Source organism: candidate division WOR-3 bacterium, from assembly GCA_029858255.1.
GTDB lineage: Bacteria > Hydrothermota > Tepidihabitantia > SM23-42 > SM23-42 > SM23-42.
Genome location: JAOUFJ010000029.1, coordinates 17,696 through 30,637, shown reverse-complemented (window position 1 = coordinate 30,637; position 12,942 = coordinate 17,696). Strand labels below are relative to the sequence as shown.

Sequence of the window (12,942 nt, the reverse complement as noted above, 5' to 3'; positions counted from 1 at the left end):
ACAATATTCTTGATGCTGATGTTGCTTTCGGGGCGGCGAATGATTTCAGTGAAGATATCGCCTGCGCAATCATCAAGCACCAGACACCTTGCGGTGTCGCGGTCGGAGAAACGCAGTCTGAGGCGTTTGAACGGGCGTACATGGCTGATTCAGTATCAGCCTTCGGCGGGATCGTTGGTCTGAACAGAAAATTGGAGCCGGGCACGGCCGAGTTGATCACAAAACATTTCTTTGAGGTCGTCATTGCGCCGGCATTCGATGAAAAGGCACTTGAGATTTTGCGGACGAAGAAGAATCTCCGCATCGTTGAATTGAACCCGGAGTTGATCAAGCCTGTGGTATACCGTCCGGTGTTCGGCGGAATTCTGGTTCAGGAACGGGACGGGGCAGATCTGAAGGACTGGGAAGTTGTCACGAAACGGCCGCCTGATGATTACGAAACCGCAGCACTGAAATTTGCATGGAAAGTTGTGAAATGGACAAAATCGAATTCCGTGGTCTTTGCCATAAAAGGACGGACAGTAGGTATTGGCGCCGGTCAGACATCAAGGGTCGGGGCGGTTGAGATAGCACTCCGGCAGTCGGTTGAGCGCAGCGCGGGGATTGTCATGGCCTCGGATGCGTTCTTTCCCTTCCGTGACGGTATTGACACGGCGGCAAAAGGTGGAGTCACCGCGGTGATTCAGCCCGGCGGGTCAAAGCGAGACGGTGAGGTTATCGAAGCCTGTGATGAACACGATATTGCTATGGTTTTTACTCATATACGGCATTTCAGGCATTGATATGTCTTAATCGTCTCCGGACCTCGTCATAGAATTACCCACAAAGATATGTCAAAAACCGTATCTTCCGTATCATTCCCTGTGATGTGGTCGGCATTGTCCCGCTGTAATCGGCCAATTTCCATTCCCAGATGGAGATTCCGACGGAATTTGTAGTCGATTCCTAATTTGATCTCCAGTGTTTTCTCGACGACGCCTGAGGGAAATGCCGGATTTATGGTTCCCCCTTCGTCCTCGTAGGGAATATAAATGCTACCTTCACCTTTTCTAATGTAGTCGATAGAGAGGTGTGGGAATATGCCGTAAGCATTAACGTATTTTAGTGCAAGCGATAATTCATCGACATCGTTGCCCAAAGGAAAACCAAGACAGCGCCCTCGTTGCTCGTAGACGTTTTGTGGCTGACGCTGTGTGTAGACCCATTTGTCAACAAACGTATAATTGATGTGTGCAATGAGAGATCTTGCTATCAATGATTTCAATCCGACCTGGTATGCGAGTTTATTTGGGTATGGGTCATCTTCGTACATGTAGTCATCGATCAATAACTCGGCGTAGAATATCGAATTGAAGAGATGGAGCTGTAAATCGAGGGCCCACATGATGTTGTCATCACGATAGCTGCTCCATTGTGCAAGATAGAAGGGAAGCAAGAAATTAAGATAAGACGGTTCGAGGGAGTCGGCAGATAATATAGATTCTGAAAAACCTACTTTCAAAAATCCCCTGAGGTTCAATCCGAGGCGATGGACAGACAGAAATCTGGATTTCGCTGCATCAAGAATAGAAAACATCCCGTGGAATTCCAAAAGTTGTCCTGGAACAGAAAGAAGGAACCCGTCGTATCCCTGAGCTGCTGAAGAGAGAAGCAAGCCGTGCTCGGCGCCAGCCCCCCAGAACACATCACGACGGCCCACGTCCAGTTTGATCTTCTTGTGGGTAAAACTTACGAGCCCTTCATTGAGGTAGCTCTGGAAATCATTCCATGATTTGGGCCCGAGAGTATCAAGCGTATTCGCGCGCCTGATCCGCATCGCGTGAGAGAAATTCAAGTGAGTGAACAGTGTTCCGCCAAACCTTTCATCCAGGGCTCCGTAGTAGAGCTCAGGATTGCTTTCATATTGGCCGATTACATGTAACAAATATGAAAAACCGGGGTTCTTCGTTAAAAGTGGTGAGAAGCCAGAAATTATCTTCCTGTCCGTACTATTTAGTCTGGTTTCATTAATAATGACCTCATCGATCTGACCGATCAGCCAATCAACATCGTATGGTTTTATGGCGGTCATCTGTACGAAACCCCTGAGTTGTAGATATTCAATGTCTGCCATTATCGGTGAGTCTATCGGCAAAGTGTATGTGAACATCAATAAAAAAAGCACTCTGTCCTCCTTGAATTTATTCTTATGAACTTTATTATAGCAATTGAGCCGTATTTTGCAAGTATGTCATCCACCCCGACCTCGAGCACAGCGGTTCACGGTGGACGTAACGCCTCTGTCGATCAGAACTCTCTGGTGAGGGCGAGATGTATCTTGCCGTCTGACCATGTTCCTCGTTTTGGCCAGGCGAGCATGAGTGAAGCATCGGCTATCCGGGATTTTGCCGAGATCCCGAAGCCGTAGGAATATACGATATCGCCGTCAATCCGGGCGATATCAAAGAGGGGGAAAATGAACAGGCGGTGGTATTCAAGGTTGACCCAGAATGCCCGCTTTGCCGTGAATTCATCTTCAAGGTAGCCACGCAGGTCCTTTGCACCCCCGATCCTTACGTAGTCGAAAAAATCGAAAATATCGGTCCGGACGTGACGGTAGTGTGGTTTTATGGTGATCCTCAAGAAATTCAAGCTGCCATCGTAGAGGAATTTAAGGCGATCATCAGTCCGAAAAAGGTAATCAACACCAAGTAGATGATCTGTTGACCAGCCAGTGCCGGTATATTCAAAACCCACGCCAACACCCAAAAGGTTATCAGAGCTCTCGGAGATCAGCGTGTCGCTTTCATAGTGGTTGACGAGTTCAAAACCGGAGAGCAACGAAATGCTGAAGTAATCGCCAACCGGTGCTCCAAATCTGACCTGTCCGCTTATCAGCCTGGTACTGTCGTAGGTAAGGATGGAAAATTCTGCATCGATCTGGGCCGGAGCGACTAGCACGGGTTCTTGTCCCTTGATCGAGAAGAGCCGTTGATATTCATAATCAAAATCCAGTTTACGGAGGGTTCCCAGCAGATTGGATGAAGCAAACGATGCCCCGAATTCCCTGTCATCACCACTGAGAGAACCGGATAGCATTAGCAGATCGCTCTCTTTTTCGTGCAGCGTTAGAATAAGGTAATGACGGCCATCGCGAGCGAGAATACTTTCATCCACTCTTTCAAAGGCGCCGGTTTCCATCAACCTTTTCTTGGTTCGTTCGGTCTTCTTCGCCGAGAAATATTCGCCGGTCTCAAAATCAGCCAGTCGTTTTGCAGCCCCAATGTCGGTTTTACCTTCGGTTCGTATCAGTACATCCTCTATCGTTACCCTGGGACCTTCATCGATCGTCAAGATTAGTTGCGAAGAACCTGCATCATTTTCAACCATGGCAGGATATATCCTGCAGAACGGGAACCCGGTATTATTGTATTTAGCAATGATTATGAATATCAACTTTTCGGCATCCTGCTCGCCGGTTATCGTGGGTGCGTTCTTCAGCAGGTATTGTGATGAGAAAAAAACATTTCCCCTCGTTTCCACGAGGGGAAATTGACTGTTGATGAAGATGGCGAATAATACTAGGCTATGCAACAATGTTTATTACGCGTCTATCAACATTGAAAAAGGTAAGGCCGCCACTTTGAATTGGGCTTGCCAAACTCGTTCAACACGAAGGTGAAGTAGTTTGGTCTTTTGGGTTTTTTCAAGAGGTGCATGCCGGCACGCCCCAGGCTGTGATTTCCTTTTTTGTTGTTGCATTCGTGACAGGCGCAAACAAGATTCTCCCATGATTCACCACCACCGAGGGCTTTGGGCATTATATGATCGGCGGTCATCATTCCCGTTCTCTTACCGCAATACTGGCACTGGTGATTATCCCTCTTCATTACATTCTTCTTCGTGAGTGATATTTCCTTGCGTTTTATGCGCACGTAGTATCTCAGTCGAATCACTGAAGGAACACGGTAGCTCAGACTGATTGCATGCATGATCTTGCCGTCCTCCCTCTCTACCATATCTACTTTTTCCAGGATCAATAATGTTATTGCTCGTCTCAACCTGAGGATAGTGAGTGGTTCGTAGTTCTGGTTGAGAAGAAGTACCGGGAGTTGTAGCATCAGTAATTCATTTGAACGGGAGCAATTTTGTCTACTACGAACTTTCGACTGTAAGTGAATACTCCGAAGATGCTTGATGAGTCTTCGTATTCGATGTAGATGCGGAATGAATCAGGGATCGAATGATCTATCCATATTCTGTCCGGTTCCAGGTTCACTTTGATCTCTTCTGCGCTTTTGATCAACTCTTCTCTGATCATATCATCATTCTGTACCGGTCCGATACGTACGGTGTTCTCGACCTTTTCACTGATCGAGCCATAACCGAAATGTACCCGTCCAACTTCATACCCAACATAGCCGAGAAGCAAAAGAATGATGATCAAGAAAATGACACCGAAACCGGAGATACCTCTGCTCATTGTGATCCGCCCTTGCAGTAAAACCACTTATCTTCCTTTAATGCGTCGAGCCACGTATTACTGCGTTTTATTTCGTTGTTTGCATAATAACTCCACTGCGCGTCGGATTTTGCTTTTGTGTATTGCGAGATCGCCGTGTTGAAATAACTCATTGCTGCGTTGAGGACGCTGCAGTTGCTTGTGCTCTTGTTCTGCTCCCACTTGCTGCGAGCGTCGAAGCCTCTGCGTATATATACGTCACCCAGTAGAAGATAAGCATAAAGGTTATTGGGTTCTACAGCCAACGCTTCTCTCGCAAGATCTTCGGCGGCATTATAACGGCCGCGTTTGATGTTGAGATCGACCAGTTGATAGATCGGTGACGCACTGTTAGGAGCAAGGCGGCGCGCCGTGTTCAGAGCTTCTTCAGCGGCCTGGAATTTCTTCTGTTCAACGTAGACGGCGCCCAACTGTACGTGGTACCTGTAATTGTCAGCTTGCTCTTTGATCAGCTCTGTATAGATCCTGGTGGCTGAGTCATAGTTCTTTAGTTCGAAATAAGTCTGAGCGAGTTTTTCACGAACCTCAACGATGTTGGGTTTTTTCTCGATGATGGCTTCAAGATACTCGGTTGCCTTTCTTGGTTCTTTCGTTTCGACGAAGATATCGGCAATTGCGAACATGGTGTTTATGTTCTCCGGCTCATATTCAAGGCTCCTACTATAGTATTCGAGTGCCTTGGTGTAATTCTGCATTTTTGTGTACACGTAGCCCATCCCATTGAGTAGATTAACGTTCTTCGGATCGATCTTTAACCCGTTTTCATACTCGGACATCGCATCACCGAATCTCTGCAACTCAGTATACAAGGCGGCGAGTCCTTCGTAGGAACGCGAATCCTTCGGGTCGAGCGTCTTTGCTTTGTTGTACTCGGCTTCGGTGGTAACTATATCATTCTTGGCTCGATAGCCCTTAGCAAGGGCGATGTAGGCGGCATAATACTCCGGCATCGTTTCAATGGCTTTCTTGAAGTACTTGATGGCCTCGTCATAATTACCATGCTTGTAATACTCAAAACCAATGGAATAGTACTGCTCGGCCTCTATTCGTTTTTCTTCAGTCGTTTTTTGGGCCGATGGTTCTTTCACAGTTTGCGTTGGCGCACACCAAACAAACAAACTTACGACGATCAATGCCGCAAGACACATCTTGTTGAGTGTATTTTGCATTTTATCCTCCAATCCGATGGAGCCGACGGGATTCGAACCCGTGACCTCTTGACTGCCAGTCAAGCGTTCTCCCAACTGAACTACGGCCCCGATATTATTTCCGCAAAATCAAGCAAATTATATTGTGAATGTGCGTAAAGTCAAGCGTAAATTATTGAAGTTAGGAATTTGATATGTTCTTGTTATTCGTCGCGCGGGATCGCTTCTCCTGGCTGTCACGCGACGCGGGTAGGGGTATTCTTGGTCTAATTAGCCTGCCGGCGGGTCTTTGACAGCCTTGCTGCCAGTATGCTGAGTTCAAAGAGTAACAGCAAGGGGACAGACAGTAGCAGCAGTGTGAAAAAGTCACCCGTCGGTGTGATGACAGCGCAAAGTATCAGGACGGCAACGATCGCTTCGGGCCTGTGTTTTCTTATCGTGTCAACGTCGACAATGCCCAGCCTCATCAAAAAGAATGAAAGCAAAGGCAGCTGGAACAGCAGTCCGCTGCCAAGCAAACACCAGATAAAGAAATTAAGGTATTTGCCGATGTTCATTAGCGGTTGGATCGTTTCACTGCCGAAAGAGAGGAGGAATTTCAGGCCGTAGGGTATTAGTATGTAGTACCCGAAAATGATACCGACCGCGAACAACATCATCCCCGTTCCAATATAACTCAGTGATATTCTTCTCTCGCTGCTTGTGAGGCCTGGCCCGATAAATGACCAGCTCTGATAGAGAATGAAGGGGAAGGAAACGACGACGCCCAAGAACAGCGCTACTTTTATTTGGGCAACAAAAGCCTCGGCAGGGGCAAAGAAATATGTCGTCTCGAGCGCCGCCCGCTGAATTATCAGGTTCAGGAATCTCTTTGCGAAGAAGAAACCAGCGATGGTAAAGACGGTAACCGCGCCGATGGAATAGAGTATCCTTTTTCTGAGTTCTTCAAGATGCTCAATGAAGGACGTTCTTTTTTCGTTCACGGGCATGCTTTTTTTATCCCCTTGCGTGATGGAATGCCCAGATTCTTCAATCCCGATATTCGAGAGGTAGCAGATAGACAATGTTGTCGGATATTGCCATGAGCCGGTCATCGATTACATATACATGTTCATATTGTATTCGCGGCAGGTTGTATATTATGCGGTAGGATTTGCTACCCGGGTCGTAGTAATATATGCCCGAGTATGTAGCGCAGTAAATTACAGCACCATCCGTATCTATATCATAGATATTGAAGTAAGGGAGGAGATCCCAGCCCGTATTATCCGGCATCGAATCAGCCACCGGGGCAGGGAGTCGAATGATCTGATTATTTGTTCCCAGTATATAGATATTGTCGTGTACCTGGACGATATCCTTGGTGCCGAAGTTGAACTGGGTGGACCATTCACCGCCCTCTTTTTCGTACTTGTACAGCCCGAATTCTCCGCCCACATAAACGGCCTGCGGCGTTGGGTGTATAGCATAGACTGCTCCCGTAGTTGGGCCGAAAAGCATCGCTTCGCCGCTGCCTTCTATGATCCTGAATGCACCGGAGCGTGTACCAATGTATATGTTCCTGTTGTCGTTCTGAAGAGTTAGGACATCTTCGCTGAACGTTTCGGTAGGAAATTCCATGCTGCCCGTGGTTTTAAGCACGCGATTGCGCTGCGCAATGTAGACGTCATCATTGTAGGAAATGACGTCGGTGATCAAATCTCTGAACCGCTGGTAATGCCAGCTTCTGGTGTCGGCTGCAAAGTAGGATATGCCCGATTTAGATATAATGAGAATTTTCCCATCCACTTTTCTGATCGTTTTGATGCCAGAATCAAGAGGTCCAGTGATTATGCGTTGACTCTGCCAGGATATCTTGTTGTATTTGAGGATTCCGTAGCGGTGAGTGCCGACATACAAGTACATACCATCATCGTGAAGTGCCGTGATCGGGTATTGCTCGAACGGCGTTTGCGATATCTCTATATCGTCGCTGTAATAATAAGGACTCAGAAAGGGATATTGCCGCATTTCCGCATCCGATATTCTCTTGTGCCAATTGAGATTCTGCGGGAACGAGTTGATCTTGGTCAGGGTACCGATCACTTTGTCGAGTGAATATTTCTCAAGGGTTTTCACGGTTTCCATATATAGATTATTCGCGTCGATGGCGAATCTGTTGACTGGAAAATGAATGGGAAATTCACGTATGTTGAAGGAAGCTGTTGAAAACCGAATTATGTTGTCGCTGCAAACGATCCAGAGGTCGGTAGTGTAGTTGTCGTAACCAACCATCTGGGCACCACGGTTGATATATACTGTATTCTCTAGTTCGAGACTGTTCTTGTTGATGAGTAGTAGATAATCATCGCTGAGCGCGAAGATATTCTGATTGGATGTTGCCAGCGATTTGATCGTACCGAGTGGAGCCAGTATGGTATAGCGATCCCAGAGTGCATTCTGTGGGTAGACATTCGAGTGTATCAGGAAACAAAGAATAAGGCCAACCATCACGTGTTATTGTTCAAATTCTCTCCTGAGGATATAATTGAAAGCCCGCGGTGTGTATTCAATCAAATCTGCGGCGGTCAACGCGTATTCGTTGCTTTCCTCCATCGCCAGATCTGCAGCCAAGCCATGCATGAACACTCCGGTCACAGCAGCATGGAGTAGTGATTGTTTTTGCGCCACAAACCCGCTGATCAATCCGACCAGGACATCACCCGAACCTGCGCTTGCGAGCCCGGAGTTACCAGTCGTGTTCACATAAGTCTTTCCATCGGGGGCGGCGATCAGTGTGGGTGCGCCTTTTAGTACAAGCACACAATTGAATTTTCTTGCATATTCGGTTGCGATATCGAACCTATTGTGATTAATCATTTGGGGCGTTGATCTGATTAACCTGGCGAGTTCACCCGGGTGCGGCGTCATGATCACAGGGGCGTGAATTTTCTTAGCTATTTCCGGGTTCTGTGCAATAATATTGATCGCATCAGCGTCGATGATGCAGGGCACACGTATTTGAGTCAGTAGTGTTTTTATGAAGACGGCAGTTTCTGGATTTGTCGTGATGCCTGGACCGACCACGATTGCTGTGCTTGATTTGAGGAACGGTTTGAGATCTTCAATGGCGGCAGGACTGATGGTTTCAGCATCGGTCTGCTCGAGAGGTATTTTGACAACTTCGAGTGGTTTGGTTTCTAATGAACCGATGATGCCGCGCGGCACGGCCAGGCGGACAAGCCCGGCACCTGCCTTCAGCGCTGCATGAGAGGCCATCGCCGCCGCTCCACAGAAGCCACGCGCACCAGCAATGACGAGAATGCTGCCGAAAGTGCCTTTGTTACCGTCAGGCGGCCGAAATGGCAAGAGAGAGAATATATCTTCGAACTCAACCGTCCTGGGGAAACCATTGTTGATCAAGGAATACGGAACACCGATATCGATAACATGCAGTTCCCCACAGAACGCCCTTCCCGGAAAAAGGTAGTGCCCTCGTTTAGGCAGACACATGGTCGCCGTAGCATCGGCGATCACGCACGTTTTTGTGCATTGACCATCATTACCGTTGATGCCCGAAGGTATGTCTATTGATAGGATGAATGCGTCAGATTCGTTCATGAGCTCGATCGCCTGTCCAAATATCCCCTCCGGAATACCGGTGAACCCGGTACCGAATACGGCATCAACAATGACATCCGGATGGAACTCCCGATTCAAGGTCCGTAGCTGCGCGATGCGTGAGGCACTGATAATTTCGTAATTCGCGTTCTTCAATAACCGAAAATTGCGGAGAGCATCGCCTTTGAGTTCTCTTTCCCGCCCGAGGAGTGCCGTTTTCACACGTGCGCGCCGGTTGAGAAGATGGCGTGCAATTACGAAACCATCGCCGCCATTATTGCCTTTGCCGCAAATGACAAGGACTTTGAGGTCCGGAAGATCGAAGTACTTTTGGAGCACCTCGGCGCAGCCGCGTCCGGCGTTTTCCATGAGGACGGGTCCCGGCATGCCCATTTGCCGTATCGCCCATCCATCGATTTTCTTCATCTCAGCGTTCGTGACAACTCTCATAAAAAGATTCTATGGAAAAAGAGGTCAAAGTCAATATTGAATGAATTTCACGCCAGTTAAGTCATTTTCAATGCAGATATCGCAGTAAACGGCTCAGTGGTTGTGCTGTCAAAAACTAAGACACAGGGTTGACTTAGCGCTCGTTATATGTATAATGTGCAAAGGAGAAAAAAATGGGTTTTTTGCTAATTGGTCAGAGTCAGGGGCAAAGTAATCCAATAATGGGACTGCTTCCTTTGATTCTTATATTTGTTGTTTTCTATTTTCTTTTAATCCTACCGCAACAGCGGAAACAAAAGCAGCATCGGAAATTGATTTCCGAGTTGCAGAAGGGCGATCGTGTTACAACGTCATCAGGCATACGCGGGACAATTGCAAATGTAAAGGATGATACTATTACTCTTCTGATCGCAGATGGTATAAAGATAGAATTAGAAAAGGGACACATCGTAAGCAAGCTGAATACAAGCGGTAGCTAGAAGCAGCGGGGGTTTGCAGCATTCGGCTGCAGGGAGTGAGTAGAACGTGCCATATTCAGTTTTGAAATATCCCACTCCAGGGTTGAGAAAGAAAACGTCTCCGGTGGAGAAGATTGGAGAGGACGTTTTCAAATTGGTCGAGGGAATGGTAGAAACGATGCTCGCTGAAGATGGTGTTGGGCTTGCGGCAAATCAGATTGGTGCTGAGTATCGCATTTTTGTCATGAACACAACACCCAGTGACGAAAATCCACAACCTATCGTTTTCATTAATCCAATTGTGTTGCACAAAGAGGGAGAAATAGTCGATGAAGAGGGCTGTTTGAGTTTTCCCGATTTGTACCTGAAGATAGCACGTCCAGAAAGAGTTCGGGTATATGCCAAAGACCTCTACAATGAGGATTTTGTGCTTGAGCTGAGTGGACTGCTGGCGCGTGCGGTCATGCATGAGGTAGACCATCTGGATGGAATTCTCATAATCGATCATGCCGCTGGGGCTGAAAAAGAGAAGGTCGAAAAATACCTCGAGGATAGCAGCAAGGGTGTGAAGGTAAGCGGCGGATTATGAAAGTGATCTTTTTTGGTTCCACTGATTTCTCAATGCCGATTGTGCAAAAAGTACATGATGAGTACACGGTTTCAGCAATTGTGATCTCGAAACCAAAGCCAAAAGGTAGGGGATTGAAAAACACGCTGCCGCAGATCGCAAGGTGGGCAGAAAGCGTCGGATTGAAGGTGTACATGCCGGAAGACCCAAACAACGATGCCTTCGTCAACGAATTGAAAGCGTTAGCGCCGGATCTGTACGTGCTTTCGGCCTACGGGTATATACTGAGTAAGAAGGTTCTCGATGTTACTCGTATCGGCGGAATTAATATACATCCTTCGTTGCTGCCCAAGTATCGTGGAGCTGCGCCTATTCAGAGAGCCATCATGGCGGGCGAGGAGAAGACGGGGGTCACGATTTTTTTTATGGACGAAAAGGTAGATCATGGAGAAGTTCTCGCGCAGCGTTGGATTCCGATAGAAAAAGATGATACATGCGGGTCGTTATCCGAAAGGCTGGCTCGGCTGGGTGCTGACATGATTGTTGAAATCATCCGTACCGTGGAAGTGGGAAACTACCATCCAGTCAAGCAGGAGGGGGCGGTAACATATGCCCCCAAGTTGAAGAAAGAGGAGATGAAGATCAACTGGCAACAGGACGCAATGACAGTATACAACCATATCCGGGCGCTGTCTCCGTTGCCAGGGGCAAGGACTCATTTCCGCAACAAAGAATTGATAATAACACTGGCGCAGCTCGGAGATAAGAGCCTGACGCCTGGTAAACTTTTGGTAGACAGTAGGAAGTTATATGTTGGTACGGGCAATGGATCGCTCGTGTTACTTGAATTAAAACCCGAAGGTAGGAAGATCATATCGGCACTTGATTTTGTGAACGGGTACCGCATACAAAAAGGAGAGGTTGTAGGATGACTGCACGTGAAGCAGCGCTAAGTGCGCTTTGTGAAGTTGAAGAGGGGAAGAATGTAAAGGATGCCCTGGCGGCGATATTTGAAAAGAACGAGCTCAAAGATGAGGATCGGCAGCTGGCCAACGAACTGGCATTTGGTACGCTTCGACACCGTGAGGAGATAGATCAGATAGTAAGGGAGACCCTTACCGGAGATTTCTTCTCACTGGATTCGACGTTGAAGAATGTTCTGAGAATCGCTGTTTATCAGTACTTGTTTTTTGATAGAATCCCGATATACGCGATAGTCAATGAAGCGGTTAATTTCGGGCGAACCATAAAGGAAAAAGGTTTGATCAATGCAGTGCTGCGGGGGGTCATCAGGAATAAACGAGTACAGGTATTGCGCGAACCGCGCGCATGGGTCTTCAGAAAAATTATGGATGCTTATCAGGTGGAGGGCGAGAAGATTATCGACTGTTTCAAGATACGTCCCACGCCTTACATCCGGATCAATTTGCTGAAGAATAGCGTCGAGGAAGCGAAGGAGAGATTGAGGTTGAGTGGGTTGGAATACAGGTCTGCAAATTGGTTTTCAGAATTTAAATCAGTTGATCATCTAAGTTTAATAATCAATAGCCCGTTGATGAAACAGGGATATATTTCTATCCACGACGAGGCTCAGGGTTTAGTTTGCCACCTCGTTGATCCAAAGCCAGGAGAAAAGGTTGTCGATCTCTGCTCGGCACCAGGCAGCAAGGCGACCTATATGGCTGAGTTGATGAACAATGATGGCATGATAGTTGCGGTGGAAATAAGCAATGAGCGGTTGAAATTGGTGGTCGAGAATGCTGCTCGATTGGGTATAAGCATAATAAAGCCTGTTATTGCTGACGGTCGTTACTACAAATTAGAGGATGTTGACAAGGTGTTGGTCGATGCACCTTGCACGAACGCGGGTGTCATAGCCAAGAGGCCTGAGGTGAAGGATCGGGTGAACAAGAAGGTAGTAATGAGGTTGGCCAAACTGCAATATGATCTACTGATGAATGCTGCTACTTTTTTGAAGAAGGGCGGTTCACTGATATATTCCACATGTAGCATACTGCCAGATGAAAACGAGGATGTCATCGCGCTTTTTCTAAAGGATAATCCAAACTTCGAGATTGAGCCGGCCAAGAAATTCACGCCTCAGGGTGACGAGTTTCTCAAAGTACTTCCTTGTGACTACAACACAGATGGTATCTTCGCCGCGAGATTGAAGAAAACTGGTTGAAGGTCACAAACATAAGGCAGTGCAGTAGGCTG

13 protein-coding genes and 1 tRNA gene are annotated in these 12,942 nt (G+C 47.3%); 5 read left to right on the top strand and 9 right to left on the bottom strand.

Translation table 11 applies throughout. The annotated features are described in order from the left end of the window. A partial coding sequence (purH, locus tag OEV79_10505; GenBank protein MDH4211862.1) for a bifunctional phosphoribosylaminoimidazolecarboxamide formyltransferase/IMP cyclohydrolase occupies nt 1–782 on the top strand: 782 nt, incomplete at its 5' end. Between the two features lie 26 nt (nt 783–808). On the opposite strand, the gene OEV79_10500 is transcribed toward purH, so the two are convergent. The 9 genes from OEV79_10500 to OEV79_10460 form a co-directional block, all read right to left on the bottom strand. Further along, complete coding sequence (locus OEV79_10500) at nt 809–2,164, bottom strand: hypothetical protein (protein MDH4211861.1); 1,356 nt, start codon at nt 2,162–2,164, stop codon at nt 809–811. Nucleotides 2,165–2,286: 122 nt separating this feature from the next. Then, nucleotides 2,287–3,573, bottom strand: coding sequence for a hypothetical protein (locus tag OEV79_10495; protein MDH4211860.1), 1,287 nt, complete (start codon nt 3,571–3,573; stop codon nt 2,287–2,289). Nucleotides 3,574–3,593: 20 nt separating this feature from the next. After that, nucleotides 3,594–4,100 carry an HNH endonuclease gene (locus tag OEV79_10490; protein ID MDH4211859.1) on the bottom strand — a complete coding sequence of 169 codons (507 nt, stop codon included), beginning with the start codon at nt 4,098–4,100 and terminating at the stop codon, nt 3,594–3,596. After that, the gene (locus tag OEV79_10485; protein MDH4211858.1) at nt 4,100–4,462 is read right to left on the bottom strand and encodes a hypothetical protein; all 363 of its coding nucleotides are present in this window, start codon (nt 4,460–4,462) and stop codon (nt 4,100–4,102) included. The genes OEV79_10490 and OEV79_10485 overlap by 1 nt, the downstream gene beginning before the upstream one ends. Continuing rightward, nucleotides 4,459–5,670: a tetratricopeptide repeat protein gene (locus tag OEV79_10480; GenBank protein ID MDH4211857.1), complete on the bottom strand. Its 1,212-nt coding sequence runs from the start codon at nt 5,668–5,670 to the stop codon at nt 4,459–4,461. Before OEV79_10480 ends, OEV79_10485 begins: the two co-directional genes overlap by 4 nt. 17 nt (nt 5,671–5,687) lie before the next feature. Beyond that, nucleotides 5,688–5,760, bottom strand: a tRNA-Ala gene (locus tag OEV79_10475). A gap of 155 nt (nt 5,761–5,915) precedes the next feature. Further along, a complete protein-coding gene (tatC, locus tag OEV79_10470; GenBank protein MDH4211856.1) occupies nt 5,916–6,638 on the bottom strand; it encodes a twin-arginine translocase subunit TatC in 723 nt (240 codons plus the stop codon). A gap of 40 nt (nt 6,639–6,678) precedes the next feature. After that, on the bottom strand, nt 6,679–8,139 hold the full coding sequence (locus tag OEV79_10465; GenBank protein MDH4211855.1) for a hypothetical protein: 1,461 nt from the start codon (nt 8,137–8,139) through the stop codon (nt 6,679–6,681). 6 nt (nt 8,140–8,145) lie between these two features. Beyond that, a complete protein-coding gene (locus OEV79_10460) occupies nt 8,146–9,699 on the bottom strand; it encodes an NAD(P)H-hydrate dehydratase (GenBank protein ID MDH4211854.1) in 1,554 nt (517 codons plus the stop codon). Between the two features lie 173 nt (nt 9,700–9,872). Between OEV79_10460 and yajC the strand changes: the two genes are divergently transcribed. The 4 genes from yajC to rsmB are packed head-to-tail and all read left to right on the top strand — an operon-like array spanning nt 9,873 to nt 12,910. Then, nucleotides 9,873–10,178, top strand: coding sequence for a preprotein translocase subunit YajC (gene yajC / locus OEV79_10455; GenBank protein ID MDH4211853.1), 306 nt, complete (start codon nt 9,873–9,875; stop codon nt 10,176–10,178). A gap of 46 nt (nt 10,179–10,224) precedes the next feature. Next, nucleotides 10,225–10,746, top strand: a complete 522-nt coding sequence (def, locus tag OEV79_10450; protein ID MDH4211852.1) for a peptide deformylase — start codon at nt 10,225–10,227, stop codon at nt 10,744–10,746. Then, complete coding sequence (gene fmt / locus OEV79_10445) at nt 10,743–11,657, top strand: methionyl-tRNA formyltransferase (protein MDH4211851.1); 915 nt, start codon at nt 10,743–10,745, stop codon at nt 11,655–11,657. Before def ends, fmt begins: the two co-directional genes overlap by 4 nt. Then, complete coding sequence (rsmB, locus tag OEV79_10440) at nt 11,654–12,910, top strand: 16S rRNA (cytosine(967)-C(5))-methyltransferase RsmB (protein ID MDH4211850.1); 1,257 nt, start codon at nt 11,654–11,656, stop codon at nt 12,908–12,910. Before fmt ends, rsmB begins: the two co-directional genes overlap by 4 nt. The last annotated feature ends 32 nt before the right edge of the window (nt 12,911–12,942 follow it).